Genomic DNA, 18,971 nt, shown 5'->3' with positions numbered 1-18,971 from the left:
CTTTCATCATGCGCGCATCCGCGGATTGAAATCAAGCGCCATTTCTGCGATGTTGATTGAACGGACATTCAAGATTTGATGCGGAAAGCCCCTATTTCTGGGATTTTCTTCTGATTTCATGTCCGAGAAAAAATCGTCAAGAGATGTGGAGGCGAGCATGGCGGCGATGAGAGACCTGAAGGCGACCGAAACGGCAGCGCCCGGAGGCGACGATGCCATTGAACTGGGCAAGCGGCATCTCATCCAGCCTTGGCCTTATGCCGGTTCGGTCGGCGCCGAGGCACGCGCGCTGATCGGCGAGGGCGACGGCATCTACATCACCGACAGCACCGGCAAGCGGCTCATCGATGGCCCGGCCGGCATGTGGTGCGTCAATGTCGGGCATCGCCGCGAGGAACTGGCCAAGGTGATGTACGACCAGGCGATGGCGCTGTCCTACAACACGCCCTGGTACACGATGAACGCGCCGTCGGCGGAGCTTGCCAAACGCATCGCCGGCCATGCGCCCGGCGACCTCAGCCATGTCTTCTACACCACCGGCGGTTCCTCGGCCGTCGAGACGGCGCTGCGCTTCATGCAGTTCTACAACAATGTGCGCGGCCGGCCAGAAAAGAAGCTGATCCTGAGCCGTGGCGGCGCCTATCACGGCTCGACCTATCTGTCGGCCTCGCTCAATGGCCGCCCGCGCGACCGCGACTGGATGGACGGCGCCGACGAACTGGTGGTAAAGCTCGCCTCGCCCGATCCGTTCCGGCGCCCGCAAGGCATGAGCCTTGCCGCCTTCACCGATTTCCTCGTCGACCAGTTCCGCGACACGGTCGCGCGTGTCGGCGCCGACAGAATAGGCGCCTTCGTTGGCGAGCCCATACAGGCCTCTGGCGGCGTCGTCATACCGCCGGACGGCTATCTCAAGCGTATCCGCGAGGTCTGCCGCGTCAACGACATCCTCTATGTCTCCGACGAGGTGGTGACGGGCTTCGGCCGGCTTGGCCACGTCTTTGCGTCGGGTGATGTTTTCGGCATCGATCCCGACATGATCACCTTCGCCAAGGGCGTCACCTCGGGCTATTTCCCGCTTGGCGGCGTCATCATTTCCGAGCGGCTGCTGGAAGAATTGCGCCGTTCCAATCATCCCGACGCACTGTTCGGCCACGGCCTGACCTACACGTCGCATCCGATCGGCTGCGCGGTGGCCTTGAAGAATCTCGACCTGCTGGAAGAAGGCGTACTTGCCCACACGCAGGCGGTGGCGCCCTATTTCCAGGCGCGGCTGAAGACGCTGGAAGAGCTGCCGCTGGTCGGCGAGGTGCGCGGCGTGGGGCTGATGGGCTGCGTCGAATGCGTCGCCGATCGCGAAAGCAAGGATCCGCTGCAGCTCGACAAGAATGTCGGCAAACGCATCGATGCGCACTGCCACGAGCTCGGTCTTTTGGTGCGGCCGCTGATCAACATGTGCGTGATGTCGCCGCCGCTCATAATCACGCGCGAGCAGATCGACGACATGGTCGGCATTTTGCGCGAGGGTATTTCGCGGACGATGGACGATCTGAGGAAAGAGGGCGTGTGGCGGGGGTGATTGGCCAATCTCCCCCACGAGGGGGGGGAGATTGGCAGCTTCTATCCCCGCGACCGCAGCGCGTCGTTCAAATTCCACATGTCCTTTTCCTCAGGCGCGGTCTCCAGGCCGAGCACCGGGATCTGCCGGCGCAAATGGTCGTGGTGGGTGCGCACGCCATATTCGAGGTCGGAGAGGTAAAAGCCCTCGAAGGCCTCGGACAGCATGGATTCGTTCGACCAGACCGAAAGCTGCACATCTTCCGACATGGTGTCGCGGTCGATGCGGAAGGAGAGGTAGCGGGCGGCGGCCTGCTCGCGGCTTTCGTCCCGGTAGCGGTAGATGGCGCCGCGCAGCAGGGTCTCGCCCGTCGACAGCGGAAACTCCTGATAGAACTGCACCGATTCCGGCATCACCGACAGAACGGCGTTGGGGAAGATGCCGTAATAGACCCAGGCCTTCCTGAGATGGTCCGGCAGATGCGTCGGCTCCGGTGCGATGTTGACGTAGTTCTTGACGCTCCAGCGGCGGCCGGCATGCGGGTTGTAGCTGGCGAAGGAACGCGAGACGCCGTTGACGAAAGGCTCGTCGAAATAGGTGGCGCCGTAGAGATCCTGCAACGCCGGGTGCGCCATGGCGACGTGATAGCCTTCATTGTCAACGTCGCGCACCGACTTCCAGTTGACCGGTGTCTTCTGGGTCCAGATGCCCCAGGAGGGCACCATGTCGGCGGCCTTGTAATGGGCAAATTCCGGTTCGATCGGCTTCAGCAGTTCGGCGACGGAGGGCTGTGGGCCGCCATCGCGGAAGCGGATGAAGATGAAGCCCATCCAGACTTCGAGATCGAGCGGCATCAGGCCGAACTCGGTCTTGTCGAGATCGGGGAAGGAGCGCGGGCGGGCAGCGCCGCGCAGCGTGCCGTCGAGATTGTAGACCCAGCCATGGAACGGGCAGACCAGCGCGTTCTTGCAATTGCCCTGGCTGTCGGCGACGACGCGGCTGCCGCGGTGGCGGCACATGTTGTTGAAGCCGCGCACGACGCCGTCCTTGCCACGCACGATCAGCGCGCGCTCGCCAACGACGTCCATGGTGAGGTAGTCGCCGGCGTTCGGTATGTCGCAGACATGCCCGGCGATCTGCCAATGATTGCGGAAGACATGCTCCTTCTCCAGTTCGAGAAGGGCGGCGGAATGGTAACTCCAGCCCGGTAGTCCCCGCCGGTCCCAATCGTTCGGGATTGCCACGTCACGGAGGTGCGGGTTCATGAAACGTCTCTTCTTTTTATTGAATGATCATTCAATAAAATCACATTTTTCATTGAAATGCAACGGCTTGTGGAAATCAGACGATTCACCATTGAAAATCCAGACGCCGGTTTTAGCAGAATTTCGCATCGCGGTTGGCCCTGAAAACCCCGAAGAATCCGGGTGTTAGCCAGGGTCCCAAAACCTCCACCCGCCGCCGGGTCACGCCGCAAATCGTGCTCTCCGGACAGACCCTGCGGACAGGGCCTTTGTCGGTAAGAAAAGCCTCGCCGACGCCCCCGCCGCCCACGGAGGCGCACGGACAGCGCAACGTGCTACCCCCCATCGGAATGGCCAATGACCGATTTTGACCGATTCTGCCCGTATTCATGTTTCAATCCGGTTACATGCTCGGGCTGTCGTCACCTTTGCGTCGTTACAGAGCGCGATTAAATTCGTTTCATCGCAAAAAGAAAATCAACGAAGGGGATGACGATGCATGCGAAAGTCCAGACCACCAGCGGTAACCGCTTTCAGGCTCCAGAGCGCTCTGACCGCCGCCCGAAGCTGGCGCTTCGCCAGCGCGCCAGCGACCACCCGATGGCAATGTTCATGGCGCTGGCTGCTTGCGCCTTCGCCGGCATGGCGTTCACGCCGACGGTCGGCCCAGCCTTCGCTTCGTTGAATCCGCCGGCCAACATCGTCGAAGGCGCACCGACCACAACCACGACCGCCCGCCTGCCGATGCCGGCGATCGATTTCATCTGCAAGGGGCAGGCCTGGGGCGCCGAGAACGTGGACTGCCTGCGCGCCATTGCCCAGCAGTCCGGAACGCACAAGGCCCGCGCGATCCGCATGGTCGCCAACGCCGCGCCGCTGACCGGCACGCCGAACATCTTCTGATTTCCGCCTCCGGGTTTCTGGCCCGGGCATGATCTTAAAAAACAGGTTCCCGTTTGGGGATCATGCCCTGGACTCCCCGAGCGCTTCCTCCAGCGCTCCCCTCGGCTCCCGCCGCCCTGTCGGCCGGGGGCCTCTTTTTTATCCTTGCGACACTGCCTGCTCGGCAATGGTCGAAAGCACGCTGCGCACATCCAGCGTGCTGAACGGTTTTTCGAGGATCTGTGGCCGCTGCTGCGCCGGCAAGGCTTCGATTTCCGCCTTGGCGCCGATCAGGTCGCCAGTGACCAGCACGAAGCGCCGCGCCAGATCGGGCCGCTCGGCAAGCAGTTCCCGGTAGATCGAAATGCCCGATCTGCCGGGCATGCGCAGATCCGAAAAGACGATGTCGGGCGGCATGTGGCCGCTCAGGGTGGCTTCGCGCGATTCCCAGATCGACGCGATCCGCGACTTGATGCCCATCAATTCGAGGATGTCGGACAACGAACCGGCGACGTCAGGCTCGTCATCGATGATCAGGGCATGGCGAAGGCCGCTCGATCGGGGCTGGCTTTCGCCGGCGGCGGCGATACCTGCCGATATGGCCGGCAACTGAACGACGAAACGCGCGCCCCTGGGTAGTACTTCCTCGAACCAGACATTGCCATTGTGCCGTTCGATGATGGATTTCGAAATCGACAGGCCGATGCCCGTGCCGACGCCGACCGGCTTGGTGGTGAAATAGGATTCGAAAATGCGGTTGCGGATCGCTTCCGGCACGCCGGGGCCGTTGTCCTCGACGGAAAAGCCTGGATTGCCGCGCTCGCTTCGAAACGTCCGCACCTTGATCAGACGGTCGCCGGCGATGCCGGCCAGCGCATGCTGGCTGTTGATGAGGAAATTGGCCGCCACCTGGGTCACGTGGTCGGCATCGGCCATGGCCAGCAGCGGACCCGGCGCGAAATCGGTATCGATGATGATGCCGCTCGAGCGCGCGCCATAGGCGGTCACCTCGAGAGCGGCGCGGATCACCTGGTTGAGATCGGTCTCGGCCTGCGCCGCCGGATGGAGCCGGACCATCGACAGGAAGCTCTTGACGATGCGGCCGCAGCGCTCGGCGGCGGCACGCACCTTCTCGGCACGAACCTTGGTCTGGGGGTCGGATGCGAATTCATGCAGCAGCGTCGATTGTGCGACCACCACGGCCAGCGGGTTGTTGAGTTCGTGCGACACGCCCGCCAGCAGCGAGCCCATTGCCGCCATTTTCTCGTTCTGGTGCAGCTTCTCGCGCTGGCGGTTGATCTCTTCCTCGGCGCGCAGCTTGTCGCGCAAGTCGCGGATCGAGCCGAAGATGAGGCGACGGTCGGCGACCCGCATCTCTGTCGCCGTCAGTTCGATCGGGAACACCTCACCGGCGGCATTCTGGGTGACGGTTTCCAGCCGCTGGCCGACCATCGGTGCGCCACGGCCCGACATGTAATCGGCGCCAGACATATAGCCCTTGCGGTAGTAGACCGGCACGATGGTGTCGAGCAGGTCCTTGCCGAGGATGGCGCTGCGCGGAAAGCCGAACATCTTTTCCGCGGCCGGATTGAATTCGATGATCGACCCGGCCTCGTCGATGACGATGATGGCGTCCAGCGAGGCCTGCAGCATGGTGCGGCGGATCACTTCGCTGGCATGGGCGTCGGAGGGCGAGTGTTCGATGGCGTCGCCGATGGCGAGTGCGATGATGTGCAGCGTCGCCTCTTCCTCGTCGGTCCATTGACGCTCCTCGACGCAGTCATTGACGGCGAGCGTGCCCCACAGATGACCGTGCGCGAAGACCGACACCGACAGGAACGACTTGATGTTCTGCTTTTCGAAATCAGCCCTCAGGAATCCTTCGAGATCGCGCGTATGCCCGGCGAAAATCTTGCCCTGCCGCTCATCCTCGGCCAGCCGCTCCAGCAGCGGATCCGAATTGACGATCGACTGCATGATGACGGTCGGTGAGGCCAGTTCGCCGCCGAAATCGGGGTCGATCCAGTAGGCGGCGACAGACTGGGCGAAACCCTGGCCGGGCAGTTCGCGCAGACGAAACAGGATGCCGCGTTGGCACTCCATGGCACGGCAGAGCGTTTCCAATATGCCGTCCATTTCGCGCTGCCAGTCGCCGGCCTCGCGCAGCCGGCGCACGACGCGCACGGCCGCCATCGCCGCGCCCTGCCTGAAACCCTGCCTATCCGTGCTTGCCGTGTCGCCCGTCATTGTCAGCCGTCATTTCCAGAGTCACGCCACTTCGATCGTCTGGCAACGGCTGCGAAGCGGAACCCCGTGGGTCCGACGCTCAGTTGCCGTCGCCGGTCGGCAGCGAGAAGATATAGCCTTCGCCGCGCACCGTGCGCAGGAATCTCGGGTTGGCCGGGTCGCTCTCGATCTTCTTGCGCAGGCGCATGATGCGGATGTCGACGGCGCGCGACGATTCCGGGTCTTCGGTGAAGCCGATTGCCTCCGAGATCGCGGCCCGGGTCAAGAGCCGGTTGGCGCGGGTCAGGAAAACCTCCAGCACGTCGAACTCGCTCTTGGCCATGTCGATCACCATGCCGTTGGCGCCTGTGACCAGCCTGCCGTCGAGATCGGCCTGGAAGGGGCCGAAGGCGACGGAGCGCCGATCTGTCCTGGCTTTCCTGTCCGGCAGCTCCGTCGGCTGCGGGACGCGGCGCAGCACGCTGCGGACTCTCGCCAGCACTTCGCGCAGTTCATACGGCTTGACGATATAGTCGTCGGCGCCGAGTTCCAGCCCGACGATGCGATCGAGCGCGGTGCCGGCGGCGGTCGCGTAGATGATGCCGATCGGCATTTTCGAGCGCAGCCAGCGGCCGAGCGACAGGCCGTCCTCGCCCGGCATGGCGATGTCGAGGATCGCCAGATGGAAGGGCTGCGTTTCGACGAGGGCGCGCGCGGCGGCCGCGTTTTCGGCGGTGGCCACGTCGTAGCCGGAGGCGCCGAGATATTCGGCCACCGCGTCCCTCAGGTCGGGCTCGTCCTCGACGATGACAATTCTTGCCCGCACGATGCTCTCGCTCCCACTTTCAGTGGAAAGTAGATTGGGTATAAACATGATGTCCAGCACTCATATCCGGTTGCCAGGGAACGGTTGGAAAACATGGCCGCAAGAGCCGTCATCGCGCTTGTTTCCGTCGCCGAGGTGGTGGCGACCGAGCTTGCCGACCATCTCGACCGGCGCGGCCATGACGTGCGCCAGGCGCGGCAGCCCTGGGAGGCGGAATCGCTGCTGGCGGGCGGCGGCATCGACGTCGTCGTCGTTGGCGACAGCCTCAGCCAGGCCGAGGGTCGAGATCTGCTCAGGCGCCATGGCCATCAAGGTGGCGGCGGCGAGGGTGGGCCGGATTTCATCCTGATCTGCCGACCCGCCGATCTCCTCGACAAGGTGCTGGCGCTTGAGCTTGGCGCCGCCGACGTCGTCGAAAGTCCGCTCAATGTCAGGGAACTCGCCGCGCGCGTCGGCGGCCTGCTTTCGCGGCGCGGCAGGGGCACCCAGGAACTGATCGTGCTGGAGAACGCGACCGTCGATCTGAGATCGGCGATCGTCATGCATCGCTCCGGTACGCAGGAGCAGCTCTCGCCCGGCCAGGTGGCGCTGCTCCGGCTGTTCCTGGCGAGCCCGCGCAAGGTGCTGACGCGTGACGACATTATCGCCGCCGCGCCGGCCGAGAATGCCGACGCCTTCGATCGTTCGATCGATTCGCGCATCGTGCGGCTGCGCCGCAAGCTCGACACCGAAACCATCACCACCATACGCGGCGCCGGCTACAGGTTCGATCCGCCACGGCAGTTCGCCGACTGACGGTCCTCTTTTCCCGCTGGTTTTCCGGATGAACATCGGCCTTTCCATCGTCACGCCGATGTCACGAGGTTCAGCGCACCACCAGCAATGACGGGCCCGAGGGCATTTCGCCGCTCGTGACGAGTTCGCTTGCGTGAGCACGCTCCTTGAGCAGCACGGTGGCGAGAGCGGCAAAGCCGAGCAGGCCCTGCGCGTAGAGCAGCGCGGAAAGCAAGGAAGCCGCGAATTTTGTTTTCATCGTCCCAATCCCCAAAAATGAATCTGTCGCGGGTCGCTTCAGGAAACTCCCGAAGTGCCCGCGCCGCCCACGGAGCCCCCCGTCGCGGCGCGGGCCTTCGGTCCTCTCGGCAGCAAGTTGCCGGAGGGGCCGCGCAATGCCAGCAGCCGAAGGCCAACCCGCCAGAGGGCCTTCAACCGGGCGATGCGCAGGCTGGAAACAATCCAGACCAAGGCGCAAAACAGGGAAACGTGCAGGGTTGAAATCTCACTCGAACTCATCGCTGCCAGCCTCGCCGCGGGATCGCCGGCAACTGTGCCTGCGCCGCCGATGGCTGCCGCCGCGATGTTGATCCTGAAGAGCCAGGACCGCGTGTTCGTTTTCGTTCCCGTGGTCGTTGTCGTCTGCTTTCGTTGCGTCCACTTTTGCGTCCAATCCGTATCCGGATCATGCCGCCGGAGCCGCGCTTTGTTGCAGATTGGTTTCGAAATCGAGCCTGTCTCTTTCACGTATAGGCAATGCGAACTTTCGTTTCGAGGCGGATACCTTTGTGCCTCGTCGTCCCGGACTGCCGATGGTGACACACAGGCGCGCCTCGATTTCCTGTCCTGTTGACCAGGGGAAACAAATTCGAAACGCAAACGAGCATTCAGCGAAATATGTCCGAAACATGCGAGGGGGATAAGCCAGCCATCGAATTGGAGCCGGCTCGACCGGCAGAGAGAGGGGACATCATGCACACCACCATTTCCGCCAAGCTCATCAACGTTGCCACCGCCGCGCTTATGGGCAGCGCACTTCTGTTCGGCGCCCACGCCGCCCACGCCGCCAACACCGTCGTGGCGCGCGTCTCGCTGTCGCAGCAGGTGATGGAAGTCTCCGTCGACGGCCGGCCGACCTTCGCCTGGAAGGTTTCCACCGGCGACAGGGCGCATGTGACGCCGACCGGCTCGTTCAAGCCGACCCGCATGCATGAGATGTGGTATTCGAAGAAGTACGACAATGCGCCGATGCCGCATTCGGTCTTTTTCAGCGGCGGCTACGCGGTCCACGCCACCTATGCCATCAAGCGCCTCGGCCAGCCGGCCTCGCATGGCTGCGTGCGGCTGCATCCCGACAATGCCGCCGACTTCTACCAGCTCGTCGAGACCTTCGGGCCGGCCAACACCAGCATCGTCATCGTCAAGTAGCGGCAGGTTTGCTGCCTCCGGCCGATCGTGCCGGAGCCGTGGAGCGACTGCCAAAAAAGAGGCCGGAAAATCCCGGCCTCTTTTTTTGTTTCTTGCGCCTTCGTGGCTCAGTTCGGCAGCGCCGGCATAAGCTTTGGATCCGGCTTTTCCGCGAGATGCGGCAGGTCCTTGCTGGCGATGAAGGTGTAGAACATGGGCACGACGAAGAGCGTGAACATGGTGCCGACCAGAATGCCGGTGAAGATGACCAGGCCCATCGAATAGCGGGCCGCGGCACCGGCACCGCTGGAAACGATCAGCGGCACCACGCCCAGAGCCATCGCCGCCGTCGTCATCAGGATCGGCCGCAGGCGCACCTTGGCCGAGGCGATGATGGCGTCACGCCGTCGCATGCCATGCAGTTCACGCTGCTGGTTGGCGAACTCGACCAACAGGATGCCGTGCTTGGTGATCAGTCCGATCAGCGTGATCAGGCCGACCTGGGTATAGATGTTGAGCGTGCCGAGGCCCAGATTGAGCGGTACGATCGCGCCGAAGATCGACAATGGCACCGCCATCATGATGATCAGCGGATCGCGGAAGCTTTCAAACTGCGCCGCCAGCACCAGGTAGATGACGATGACGGCCGCGCCGAAAGCAATCAGAATGGTGTTGCCCTGTTCCTTCTCCTGCCGGGACTGGCCGGAATAGTCGATGAAGAAGGTGTCGGGCAGGCTCTCCCTGGCAATGTCCTCAAGCACTTTCAAACCGTCGCCCGTGGTGACGCCGGGCAGCGGCAGCGCCGAGATCGTCGACGAATTCAGTTGGTTGAACTGTTCGATCGCCGCCGGCGAGGCATTGTTCGAGATCGTCACCACCGCCGACAGCGGCACCATCTCGCCGGTCACGCTGCGCACGAAGTACTCGCCGAGCTTTTCGGGGTTGTCGCGGAACTCCTGCGGCACCTGCGGAATGATGTCGTAGCTGTTGGAGTCGCGGTCGAACTGCGCGACTTCGGCGCCGCCCACCAGCAGGGTCAGCGTCCGGCCGATATCGGCGATCGGCAGGTTGAGCGCGGCGGCACGGTCGCGGTCGATGGTCACCGTTACCTGCGGCGCGTCATAGGCCATCGAATTCTGCACGACGATGAAACGGCCCGAGGCTTGCGCCTTGTTCTTGATCTTCTCGGCTTCCTCGTAAACCTGAGCGGAATCGCCGGTCGAGCGCACCACCATGGAAATCGGCAACCCGCCGCCCGAGCCCGGCAGCGTCGGCGGAGCGAAGACGAAGGCCTGGACACCCGCCACCTTGGCGATACGGGCCGTAATGTCGGCCTGCAGCTCCTTAGAATTGCGCTTCCGCTCCGCCCAATCCTTGAAAGCGAAACCGACAAAGGCGCTGTTGGTCGTGCCGCCGAAGGCGACGGCCGAGAACTGCGCCCGGGTTTCGGGAATGTCCCTCACCAGGCCCAGGATCTGATTGACGTAGGTCTCGGTGTAATCGGAGGTCGCATAGCGCGGCGCCGTAACCAGCGAGAGCAGGAAGCCCTGGTCTTCTTCCGGTGCCAGTTCCGTCGAGGTCTTGGTGAACATGAAGCCGGTCACGCCGACAAGGGCCAGCACGATGAGCAGCGTCAGCGGGCGATAGTTCAGCGACCCGGTGACGGCGCGCTCATAGACGTGCTCCACGCGCGCGAAAGTGCCGTCGACGATGCGCTGGAACCGGCCGGCATTGCCAGGCTTCAGAAGGCGCACCGACATCATCGGCGTGATGGTGATTGCAATGATCCCAGACAGCACCACCGATCCGGCGAGCGTCACCGCGAATTCGCGGAAAAGGGCGCCGGTCAGACCGCCGGTAAAGGCCAGCGGCGCGAACACGGCGGCCAGCGTCATGGTCATGGCCACGATGGCCGAGGCGATCTCGCGCATGCCGCTGAAGGCCGCCTGCATCGGCGGCATGTGGTCTTCTTCCATGTGGCGGTGGATGTTCTCCACCACCACGATGGCGTCGTCGACGACGAGGCCGATCGCCAGCACCATGGCCAGCAGCGACAGAAGGTTGATCGAATAGCCCACCGCGAACAAAAGGAAGCAGACGCCGATCAGCGACAGCGGGATGGTGATGATCGGCATCAGCACCGAACGGAACGAGCCAAGGAACAGAAGGATGACGACGACGACGATGGCAACCGCCTCGGCGATGGTCTTGAACACCTCGTCGATCGAGGCGCTGATCTGTCCGGTTGCGTCGTAGACGACCTCGATCGTCATGCCTTTCGGCAGCGTGTCCTGGATCTGCGGGACGAGCTTGGTGAGCGCCGCCGCGGTCGTCAGCGGGTTGGCCGCCGGAGTCGGGAAGATGGCGAGGAAGGTGCCGGGCTTGCCGTTGAAGGAGACCCTGGTGTCGGTGTTCGCAGCGGCCAGTTCGACGCGCGCCACGTCGCGCAGCCGCACGACATTGCCGTCGGTCGAACGCAACGGCAGCTCGGCGAAGGCCTCTGGTGTCTGCAGCGTCGAGCGCACGGTGATAGACGAAACGACATATTCGTTCTGGGTGTTGCCGGGCGCCGACAGGAAGTTGGAGTTGTTGATCGCCGCCAGCACTTCGGCCGCCGTCACGCCGCGCGCGGCAAGCCTGACCGGGTCGATCCAGACGCGCATCGAGTATTCCTGGGCACCGAAGATCTGCACGTCGGCGACGCCTTCGACCGTCGACATGCGCGGTCTGATGACGCGCTCGATATACTCGGTCAGCTGCTCCTTGGTCATGTTCGGGTTCTGCATCGAGATGTACATCATCGCGAATTGCTGACCCGTACCCTTGACGATGACCGGATCCTTGGAGGCGTCCGGCAAGGTGCCGCGCACGCCCTGGACCTTGGACAGCACCTCGGTCAGCGCGACGTCGGGGTTGGAACCGAGCTTCATCTGCACCGTCACGGTGCTGGAGGACGGACGGCTGGACGAGGTGACGTAGTCGATGTTCTCGGTCGAGGCGACGGCGCGCGCGATCGGGGCGGAAATAAAGCCCTGGATCAGGTCGGCGCTGGCGCCCGGATAGGCCGTCGTGATGGTGATCGCGGTTTCGTCGACCTTCGGATACTGCCGGATCGACAGGTTGAAGATACCCTGGAAACCGAGCAGCAGGATCATGCAGGCAAGGACCGTCGAAAGGACGGGCCGGCGAATGAAGAGATCGGAAAAACTCATTGCTGGTCGGCCTGCTTGTTTGCCGATTTGGTTGGGTCGATGGTGTTGTCGACGGCGACGGACATGCCGTTGAAGAGACGGTTCTGACCGGCCGTGACGACCTCGTCGCCAGCCTTCAGCCCTTCGACGATCTCGACCATGCCCTGATTGCGGCGGCCGGGCTTGACGAAGACCTGCGACAGGACCAGCGCGGGCTTGTCACCTTCCGCCGTCGGCTTGGCCGGGTCGGCTGCTGCTGGCTTGGCGGTGTCGGCAGCGGCCTTGTCGGCTGGCTTGGCTGCGTCCGCCGGCTTGGTGGCATCGGCTGCCGGTTTCATCGCGTCCGCCGGCTTATTGGTGGCCGCCGCGACCGGCTTCTCTTCCGCCTTGGCTGGCTGCGCCGGGGCCTCGGCGGGCTTCGCCGGCTGCACCACGAAGATGTAGTCGCCATAGAGGCTGGTGGTCAGTGCCGTCTGCGGCAGTGACAGCACGTTCTGCTCCTCGGGCAGTTCGACACGCACCCGCACGAACTGGCCGGGGGTCAATTTGCCTTCGGGATTGGCAACTTCCGCCCGGATGTTCACCAGCCGGCTGGAGGGGTCGATCTTGGGATCGATGCCGCGAATGGCGCCGGCAAAGGGCATGTCGTCGCTGCCGCCCAGGCCCAGGCGGACCGTCTGGCCAATCTTGAGCAGCGGTAGCTGCTGTTCGGGAACCGAGAAGTCGACCCGCATCGTGTCGAGGTCCTGCAGCGTCACCACGGCGGTGCCGGGTGCCAGATACTGGCCGAGATCGATCTTCGGAATGCCGACCGTGCCGGCGAAAGGCGCGGTAAGCTGCTTCTGGTCGAGAACGGCCTGCAGCCTGGTGACCTGGGACGCCGAAGCGGATGCCGCCGCGCGCGCCGTGTCCAGCGTCGAGTCGGAGCCGACACCACGCTTTGTCAGTTCGATGGCGCGGGTCAGCGTGGTCTGATCAAGCGCCGCCTGCGCTTTCTGCGCATCGAGGTCGGCGCGCTCGACGGCGTCGTCGAGTTGCAGCAGCACCGCGTTGGCCGCCACTTTCTGATTGGCGTGGAAGGGGATTTCCTTGACGATGCCGGCGGTCTCGACCGTCAGGTCGACACCGCGCACGGCCCGCACCGTACCGATCGCCTCGACGCCCGGTGTCCAGTTGGACGGCTTGGCGATGGTCGTCGACACGGTCGCCGCCGGCGGCTTCATGGTGGCGAAATACTGCTTGATGCCGTTGTCGCGCAGGAAGTTAAAGCCGACGATGCCGCCGACCACGACGACGAGCACGGCAAGGACGACAATAATGATGAAGACACGGAGTATGCGCTTGAACAAGGAAGTCCCCTCAGTCGAAAATCCGGCGCGAAGCGCGGACATCGGGACACATATCGACTGCGGGTCCCGATTACAAATAGTGGCGGTCTTACTGTACCGTCTGGACTGTCTTGTCAATTGGGCCTAAGCTTGCGATGGGAGGCGCCATGAGAGCCCAACGACCGAACTCGCGCGAGAAAATTCTCGCCGCGGCGGCTGATGTCGCCCGGGAATCCGGACCCGGCAGCCTGTCGCTCGATGCCGTCGCCAACCGCGCCGGCGTATCGAAGGGTGGGCTGCTCTACAATTTCCCGACCAAGGCAAAATTGATGCAGGGCCTGGTCGAAGGCTATCTGCGCGATTTCGAGCAAGCGCTGGAAACCGCCGGCAGCAACGACAACGATAAAAATCCCCTTGCCGTCTACATCAGATTGTCAGCCGAGGACTGCGAGGAAAAGCAGCCATCGGCGTCCTGGATTTTTTCGGCGATCGCCGAGGATCCCGATTTCATGACGCCGATCAAGACATTCAAGCGGCAGCTGTTCGAACGGCTGAAGGGCGAGGCGCCAGACCTGAAATCGCTGCTGGTCTGCTATCTCGCCATCGAGGGGCTGCGCAGCATGAACCTGTTCGATTCCGACGTGCTGTCGAAGGACGAACGGGATCTGCTTGTATCGTCGCTTCTCGACATCGCCCAATAGGCTTCCCTGAATGGGCGAAGGCCGCCGCGGTCATTCAATGATGGCGCCTACAGGGCCTTTCCCGTCGTGGGATCGAACAAGCGAAGCGCGGCCTCGTCGAAGGTGAGGTTGCGCTTTTCGCCCTTGGCGACCTGGGCTCGCGGCGGCAGGGAGGCGGTCAGCCGCTGCGCGCCGATCCGGGCCGTGGTGACCAGTTCGGGTCCGGTCAGTTCGACGACCTCGATCTCCACCGGCAATGACAGGTCCGTCGCGGCTCCCGTCGCCGTACGCAGCGCTTCCGGCCTGATGCCGATGACCACCTGCGCACCTACACGCGCCGCGTTCGCATAGCGGGCCGGCAAGGGGATCCGCACATCGGTCTCGGCGATGGCCAGTTTGCCGCCGGTGACGACCGCGTTCAACATGTTCATCGACGGCGCGCCGACGAAGCCCGCGACATAGAGCGTTGCCGGGTCGTTGTAGATCTCCTCGGGCGTGCCGAGCTGCTCGATCCTGCCGTCACGCATGACGGCGATGCGGCTCGCCAGCGTCATCGCCTCGATCTGGTCGTGGGTGACGTAGACGACGGTGGTCTGCAGCATCTGGTGCAGGCGCTTCAATTCGGTGCGCATTTCCAGGCGCAGCTTGGCGTCGAGATTGGACAACGGCTCGTCGAAGAGGAAGACCTGCGGCTTGCGCACCAGCGCCCTGCCGATGGCGACGCGCTGACGCTGGCCACCGGAAAGCTGGCTCGGCTTGCGGTCGAGCAGGGTTTCGATCTGCAGCAGCCTTGCCGCATCGTTCACCGCTTTGTCGCGCACGTCGGCCGCGACGCCGCGCATCTCCAGCCCGAAGCCGATATTGCGGCGGACCGTCAGGTTCGGATAGAGCGCGTAGGACTGGAAGACCATGGCGATGTCGCGGTTCTTGGGATGGACGCCGAGGATCGAGCGGCCGCCGATCAGCACGTCGCCGCTGGTCGCCTCGGCAAGGCCGGCGATGATGTTGAGAAGCGTCGATTTTCCGCAGCCCGACGAGCCGAGCAGCACCAGGAATTCACCGCTCTGCAGCGCGATGTCGATGCCTTTCAGCGTCTCGACGCTGCCGTAGCTCTTGCGGACGCCACGGATTTCAAGCGCGCTCATGCATGGATCCCTCGAATTGCATCGGCCCGCCATAGTTGCGGGGCAAGGTAGAGATGGCGCGCGAGGCAATTTGCGTCGCGGCGGCAAGGCAGGCGGAGAGCTTCTGTCCCTCGGCAAAAGCAGCCAGGAAGGCGGCATTGAAGACGTCGCCGGCGCCGATCGTGTCGACCACCCTGACATCGGGCGCGGCGGCCTCGACGAGGGCGCTGTTCGGGCCGATGGCGATCGCCCCTCGCGGCCCGCGCTTGACCACGAAGGTCGCACCCGGCTTCATGCTGGATCGAATTTCGCGCGCCGCTTCCTCAGGACTTGGTAATCCAGCCAGGGTCACCGTCTCGACCTCGTTGAACAGCGCCAGCGCGCAGCGCGACAGCCATGCTCTTGTCGCCGCGCAATTGGCCTCGGTCCAGCCGTCGATCGGCCAGCCGGTGTCGAGCGCCACTGATATGTCGTGGCTGTCGGCCCAGTCGAAAAGCGCGTCATACTCGCGCGTGAGGTCTTCGGTCAGGAAGGAGCCGGAGAGCAGCGCGTAGCCCCCGGAGAGCGCGCTGCCGTCGAGAACGGACAAGACATCGCCGAGGCCAAGGCGCGGCAGGTGGCCGCGCGTGGTCAAGAAAGTCCGTTCGCCATCGGGATGGGTCATGCCGACCGACAAGGTCGTGCCTTCGGGACTGATCGTCCATTTTTCGGCGCGCGGTCCGAACGCTTCGCGAAGCCAGCGGCCGAACTGGTCGTCACCGACATTGGCGGCAATCGCGAAATCGACGCCCAGCGCCTGCCAGGCGAGCCCGGTATTGCCGGCCTGGCCGCCGACGCGCAATTCGTCATGATCGACGACGGTCTCGGTTCCCGCCTTCGGCCATGGCGCGACGGGGCCGACAATCAGGTCGACATTGACGTTGCCGATCACCGCCAGCGGACGCATCACTCGCTCCTGGTGATCTTGGTGGTGCGCACGGGCGTGCCGGCATTGTCGACGCGGCTGTCGGCGAAGGCGATCATCAGGCGCTGCGCCACCGGCAGCATGGCGAAGATCGCGGCCATCCCCTCGGCCGGTTTGAACGAGAGCGTGACGGCACCGCCGACCGGAGCCTGTCCGGACGCGTCGAAGACGACCAGCGGCGCACCGGCCTCGACCACGGATGTAGCCATCGCGGTCACCAGTCCGGAGGTCGGGTCGTTGCCGCGAAACAGGATGACGCCGATTTTGGGGCCGAGCATCTCCATCGGGCCGTGCCGCAACTGGCCGCCTTCGAGGGAAAAGCAGGGCAGTCGCGATAGTTCGGTCAGCCCAAGCGCCAGGGCTTCGGCGACGCCTTGCAGGCGGCGGCCGGAGGTGACGATGGTCTCCACCTTGCCAAGCGCGGCGAGCGCGGACGCAATGTCGCAATCCTGCGGAGCCCGGAGCGCGGCAAGGGCAGGAGCGGGATCCTCGCCCAGAGCCGCCAGGATGGCGAGGTGCAGGGCCAGGGTCACGGTCAGGCTGCGTGTCGCGGCGAAAGCCAGTTCGGTGCCGCCGGCGCCGACCAGGCAAGGCGCGGTGCGGGCGAGATATGAACCGCCTTCGAGCGTCAGGCCGAAAATGTCCGGGCCGCCGCCGGCCTGCGAAAACCATCTGACGACCTCGGCACTCTCGCCGGATTGCGAGGTGACGATCACGGTGCGCCCCTCGAGCGGCAACGGTTGGCCAAGCTGTTCGGACAGCGGCAGCGCCAGCGCATCGACGCCAAGCGCGCGATAAAGCGGCTCGACCGCACGGCCTACGGCATGCGAGCCGCCCATGCCGAGCAGGAGCAGGCGGCCGGTCCGCTTGATGGAGCTGGCGGCCTTTTGCGCCTCGGCCGTGTTCTGCCGGAACGAAGTGATGGCATCCCCATGCTGACGTGCCATTTCGCGGTCGATGGCGGCCAGTCCGGCCGGCCGGTTTCTTGCTGCAATCATCGTCATCCTTTCACACCGCCACTGGTCAGGCCCGAGATCAGCGCCCGCTGCATGACGAGGCCGATCAGCACCGGTAGCAGCGCGGCCAGCACGCCAGCGGTGGCGATCAGCCCATAGTCGGAAACACGGCCGCCGGCCAGATCGGCGATGGCGACGGTGAGCGTCTTGGCGCGCTGGTCGGAGGTGAACAGCAGCGCATAGAAGAATTCGTCCCAGGCCAGCAGCAGGGCGAACAATGCCGATGTCGCCATCACCGGTGCCGCCAGCGGCAGCGTGATGATGCGCAATGTCTGGAACAGGCCGGCGCCGTCGATCATCGCCGCCGCCTCGATCTCGCGCGGGATGGAATCGAAGCCTGATTTCATAAGCCATGTGGTGAAGGGCGCCAGGATGGTCAGATACACCAGCGCCAGGCCAAAGACATTGTTGAGCAGGCCGAGATGCGACAGGCCCATGTAGAGCGGCACGGCGAGCGCCACCGGCGGCAGCATGTAGGTGGCGATGACCATCGACAGCGACCAGCCGATCGCGGGTGTGCGCGACACCGCCCAGCCGGCGGGGATGGCCAAGGCGAGCGCGGCCAGCGTCGCCATGCCGGATATTTCCAGGCTGTTGCGCAGCGATGCGGTGAAGGCGGCGCCGGCGCTGTTTTCGGCGGTCGACAGCAATTGCTGGTAGCGGGAGAAATCGGCGACCCGCGGCCACCAGCGCAGCGGCTTCGCGGCGAGGTCGGCGGCCGGCGAAATGCTCATGATGAACAGCCAGGCGATAGGCGCCAGGATGATCGCGGCGAGCAGCAGCGCGCAGGCGTGGATGAAGATGGTGAAGGCGAGGCTCCTGCGTTCCATCAGGCGGCGCTCCCGGCGGTCTTTCGGACCAGGGCCGCATAGGCGACGGCAAGCAGCGTGACGAGCAAGGTGACGATCAGCGCCAGCGACGCGCCCGAGCCGGCACGCTGGAAGGAGAAGGCTTCCTGGTAGACCAGGATAGAGAGCGTGCGCGTGGTGTTGGCCGGGCCGCCGCGGGTCATCACCCAGATGATGTCGAAGACCTTGAAGGCCTCGATGGTGCGCAGCACCAGCGCCACCATCAGCGGGCCGGCGAGATAGGGCAGGATGACGAAGCGGAAGCGGTTGAAAGGTCCCGCACCGTCGACCAGCGAGGCGGCGGTGATGTCGCGCGGCACCGCCTGCAGGGCGGCGAGCGCGATCAGCGCCACCAGCGGAAAGTTCTTCCAGCAATCGGCGACGATCAGGGCGGCGAGTGCCGTTCCCGGCTCGCCCAGCCAGGAGCGATAGGCGTCGATGAGATGAAGTTGCGTCAAGGCCGCGTTGAGCGCGCCATATTCGGGATTGTAGATCAGCCGCCACAGCGTGGCGTTGACCACCGTCGGTAGCGCCCAAGGCAGGATCATCAAGGCGCGCAGGACGGCGCGGCCGCGAAACTGCTGGTTGAGCAGAAGCGCGGCCAGCACGCCGATCACCATTTCAGCGGCAACCGAAACCACCGCGAATAATGTCGTGGTGATCAACGTGCGCGAGAAATTCGAGCTCGACAGCATGGTGGTGTAGTTGTCGAAGCCGACGAAATTGCCGCCGGTGCCGACCAGCTTGGCGTCGGTGAAGGAAAGGCCGACCGTGTCGACCAGCGGCCAACCAATGACGGCGACCATGACCACGAGCAGGGGCAGCATCAGCAGCCACGCGCGGGTTGTCATCCAGGTGCCCGACATTGGAGGCGCCTCTCTTTATTCTGGATTTGGACATAGCACG

At 64.1% G+C, this 18,971-nt stretch carries 18 protein-coding genes; 6 read left to right on the top strand and 12 right to left on the bottom strand.

Translation table 11 applies throughout. The features are described from left to right. The first annotated feature begins 157 nt into the window (after positions 1–157). The gene (locus LB569_RS25910; RefSeq protein WP_224694608.1) at positions 158–1,576 is read left to right on the top strand and encodes an aminotransferase; all 1,419 of its coding nucleotides are present in this window, start codon (positions 158–160) and stop codon (positions 1,574–1,576) included. A 41-nt stretch (positions 1,577–1,617) separates the two neighbouring features. On the opposite strand, the gene LB569_RS25905 is transcribed toward LB569_RS25910, so the two are convergent. After that, entirely contained in the window at positions 1,618–2,820 is a 1,203-nt protein-coding gene (locus LB569_RS25905) for an aromatic ring-hydroxylating oxygenase subunit alpha (RefSeq protein ID WP_224694607.1), read from the bottom strand. Between LB569_RS25905 and LB569_RS25900 the strand changes: the two genes are divergently transcribed. Continuing rightward, the gene (locus LB569_RS25900; protein ID WP_181173767.1) at positions 2,819–2,989 is read left to right on the top strand and encodes a hypothetical protein; all 171 of its coding nucleotides are present in this window, start codon (positions 2,819–2,821) and stop codon (positions 2,987–2,989) included. The genes LB569_RS25905 and LB569_RS25900 overlap by 2 nt on opposite strands. Before the next feature lie 305 nt (positions 2,990–3,294). Then, positions 3,295–3,702, top strand: coding sequence for a hypothetical protein (locus LB569_RS25895; RefSeq protein WP_224694606.1), 408 nt, complete (start codon positions 3,295–3,297; stop codon positions 3,700–3,702). 138 nt (positions 3,703–3,840) lie between these two features. Here LB569_RS25895 and LB569_RS25890 read toward each other — a convergent pair whose 3' ends face one another. Beyond that, positions 3,841–5,928, bottom strand: coding sequence for an ATP-binding protein (locus tag LB569_RS25890; protein ID WP_224694605.1), 2,088 nt, complete (start codon positions 5,926–5,928; stop codon positions 3,841–3,843). Positions 5,929–6,007: 79 nt separating this feature from the next. Then, positions 6,008–6,781: a response regulator gene (locus tag LB569_RS25885; RefSeq protein WP_181173769.1), complete on the bottom strand. Its 774-nt coding sequence runs from the start codon at positions 6,779–6,781 to the stop codon at positions 6,008–6,010. Between the two features lie 45 nt (positions 6,782–6,826). Between LB569_RS25885 and LB569_RS25880 the strand changes: the two genes are divergently transcribed. Continuing rightward, positions 6,827–7,528, top strand: coding sequence for a response regulator transcription factor (locus tag LB569_RS25880; RefSeq protein ID WP_224694604.1), 702 nt, complete (start codon positions 6,827–6,829; stop codon positions 7,526–7,528). Between the two features lie 70 nt (positions 7,529–7,598). On the opposite strand, the gene LB569_RS25875 is transcribed toward LB569_RS25880, so the two are convergent. Together LB569_RS25875 and LB569_RS25870 are read right to left on the bottom strand one after the other, a co-directional pair. Further along, positions 7,599–7,766, bottom strand: a complete 168-nt coding sequence (locus LB569_RS25875; RefSeq protein WP_224694603.1) for a hypothetical protein — start codon at positions 7,764–7,766, stop codon at positions 7,599–7,601. A 38-nt stretch (positions 7,767–7,804) separates the two neighbouring features. After that, a complete protein-coding gene (locus LB569_RS25870) occupies positions 7,805–8,254 on the bottom strand; it encodes a hypothetical protein (RefSeq protein WP_224694602.1) in 450 nt (149 codons plus the stop codon). A gap of 225 nt (positions 8,255–8,479) precedes the next feature. Between LB569_RS25870 and LB569_RS25865 the strand changes: the two genes are divergently transcribed. Continuing rightward, the gene (locus LB569_RS25865) at positions 8,480–8,935 is read left to right on the top strand and encodes a L,D-transpeptidase (RefSeq protein WP_224694601.1); all 456 of its coding nucleotides are present in this window, start codon (positions 8,480–8,482) and stop codon (positions 8,933–8,935) included. Between the two features lie 107 nt (positions 8,936–9,042). Here the strand turns inward: LB569_RS25865 and LB569_RS25860 are convergent, their stop codons facing one another. Both LB569_RS25860 and LB569_RS25855 read right to left on the bottom strand, forming a co-directional pair. Next, complete coding sequence (locus LB569_RS25860; protein WP_224694600.1) at positions 9,043–12,126, bottom strand: efflux RND transporter permease subunit; 3,084 nt, start codon at positions 12,124–12,126, stop codon at positions 9,043–9,045. Continuing rightward, a complete protein-coding gene (locus tag LB569_RS25855; protein WP_224694599.1) occupies positions 12,123–13,454 on the bottom strand; it encodes an efflux RND transporter periplasmic adaptor subunit in 1,332 nt (443 codons plus the stop codon). Before LB569_RS25855 ends, LB569_RS25860 begins: the two co-directional genes overlap by 4 nt. 146 nt (positions 13,455–13,600) lie before the next feature. On the opposite strand from LB569_RS25855, the gene LB569_RS25850 reads away from it, so the two are divergent. Further along, complete coding sequence (locus LB569_RS25850) at positions 13,601–14,134, top strand: TetR/AcrR family transcriptional regulator (protein ID WP_224694598.1); 534 nt, start codon at positions 13,601–13,603, stop codon at positions 14,132–14,134. A gap of 47 nt (positions 14,135–14,181) precedes the next feature. Here LB569_RS25850 and LB569_RS25845 read toward each other — a convergent pair whose 3' ends face one another. The 5 genes from LB569_RS25845 to LB569_RS25825 are packed head-to-tail and all read right to left on the bottom strand — an operon-like array spanning position 14,182 to position 18,931. Beyond that, positions 14,182–15,258, bottom strand: coding sequence for an ABC transporter ATP-binding protein (locus LB569_RS25845; RefSeq protein WP_224694597.1), 1,077 nt, complete (start codon positions 15,256–15,258; stop codon positions 14,182–14,184). After that, a complete protein-coding gene (locus tag LB569_RS25840; RefSeq protein ID WP_224694596.1) occupies positions 15,245–16,183 on the bottom strand; it encodes a PfkB family carbohydrate kinase in 939 nt (312 codons plus the stop codon). The genes LB569_RS25845 and LB569_RS25840 overlap by 14 nt, the downstream gene beginning before the upstream one ends. Continuing rightward, positions 16,183–17,205 (bottom strand): SIS domain-containing protein, encoded by a 1,023-nt coding sequence (locus LB569_RS25835; protein ID WP_224694595.1) that lies wholly within the window; start codon positions 17,203–17,205, stop codon positions 16,183–16,185. The genes LB569_RS25840 and LB569_RS25835 overlap by 1 nt, the downstream gene beginning before the upstream one ends. Then, positions 17,202–18,047 carry a carbohydrate ABC transporter permease gene (locus tag LB569_RS25830; RefSeq protein ID WP_224694594.1) on the bottom strand — a complete coding sequence of 282 codons (846 nt, stop codon included), beginning with the start codon at positions 18,045–18,047 and terminating at the stop codon, positions 17,202–17,204. Before LB569_RS25830 ends, LB569_RS25835 begins: the two co-directional genes overlap by 4 nt. Beyond that, the gene (locus tag LB569_RS25825; RefSeq protein WP_224694593.1) at positions 18,047–18,931 is read right to left on the bottom strand and encodes a carbohydrate ABC transporter permease; all 885 of its coding nucleotides are present in this window, start codon (positions 18,929–18,931) and stop codon (positions 18,047–18,049) included. The genes LB569_RS25830 and LB569_RS25825 overlap by 1 nt, the downstream gene beginning before the upstream one ends. Between the last annotated feature and the right edge of the window lie 40 nt (positions 18,932–18,971).

Origin of the sequence: Mesorhizobium sp. BH1-1-4 (assembly GCF_020165665.1) — a bacterium.
In the GTDB taxonomy this organism is placed as follows: domain Bacteria; phylum Pseudomonadota; class Alphaproteobacteria; order Rhizobiales; family Rhizobiaceae; genus Mesorhizobium.
Note: the sequence above shows the minus strand (reverse complement) of the source record. Positions and strands in the feature narration are given on the sequence as shown.

Bases quoted from the DNA above. Each gene is read 5' to 3' on its own strand.
- LB569_RS25910 (WP_224694608.1), top strand. From the start codon at position 158: ATGGCGGCGATGAGAGACCTGAAGGCGACCGAAACGGCAGCGCCCGGA.
- LB569_RS25900 (WP_181173767.1), top strand. From the start codon at position 2,819: ATGAAACGTCTCTTCTTTTTATTGAATGATCATTCAATAAAATCACAT.
- LB569_RS25905 (WP_224694607.1), bottom strand. From the start codon at position 2,820: ATGAACCCGCACCTCCGTGACGTGGCAATCCCGAACGATTGGGACCGG.
- LB569_RS25895 (WP_224694606.1), top strand. From the start codon at position 3,295: ATGCATGCGAAAGTCCAGACCACCAGCGGTAACCGCTTTCAGGCTCCA.
- LB569_RS25890 (WP_224694605.1), bottom strand. From the start codon at position 5,928: ATGACGGGCGACACGGCAAGCACGGATAGGCAGGGTTTCAGGCAGGGC.
- LB569_RS25885 (WP_181173769.1), bottom strand. From the start codon at position 6,781: ATGTTTATACCCAATCTACTTTCCACTGAAAGTGGGAGCGAGAGCATC.
- LB569_RS25880 (WP_224694604.1), top strand. From the start codon at position 6,827: ATGGCCGCAAGAGCCGTCATCGCGCTTGTTTCCGTCGCCGAGGTGGTG.
- LB569_RS25875 (WP_224694603.1), bottom strand. From the start codon at position 7,766: ATGAAAACAAAATTCGCGGCTTCCTTGCTTTCCGCGCTGCTCTACGCG.
- LB569_RS25865 (WP_224694601.1), top strand. From the start codon at position 8,480: ATGCACACCACCATTTCCGCCAAGCTCATCAACGTTGCCACCGCCGCG.
- LB569_RS25860 (WP_224694600.1), bottom strand. From the start codon at position 12,126: ATGAGTTTTTCCGATCTCTTCATTCGCCGGCCCGTCCTTTCGACGGTC.
- LB569_RS25850 (WP_224694598.1), top strand. From the start codon at position 13,601: ATGAGAGCCCAACGACCGAACTCGCGCGAGAAAATTCTCGCCGCGGCG.
- LB569_RS25845 (WP_224694597.1), bottom strand. From the start codon at position 15,258: ATGAGCGCGCTTGAAATCCGTGGCGTCCGCAAGAGCTACGGCAGCGTC.
- LB569_RS25840 (WP_224694596.1), bottom strand. From the start codon at position 16,183: ATGCGTCCGCTGGCGGTGATCGGCAACGTCAATGTCGACCTGATTGTC.
- LB569_RS25835 (WP_224694595.1), bottom strand. From the start codon at position 17,205: ATGACGATGATTGCAGCAAGAAACCGGCCGGCCGGACTGGCCGCCATC.
- LB569_RS25830 (WP_224694594.1), bottom strand. From the start codon at position 18,047: ATGGAACGCAGGAGCCTCGCCTTCACCATCTTCATCCACGCCTGCGCG.
- LB569_RS25825 (WP_224694593.1), bottom strand. From the start codon at position 18,931: ATGTCGGGCACCTGGATGACAACCCGCGCGTGGCTGCTGATGCTGCCC.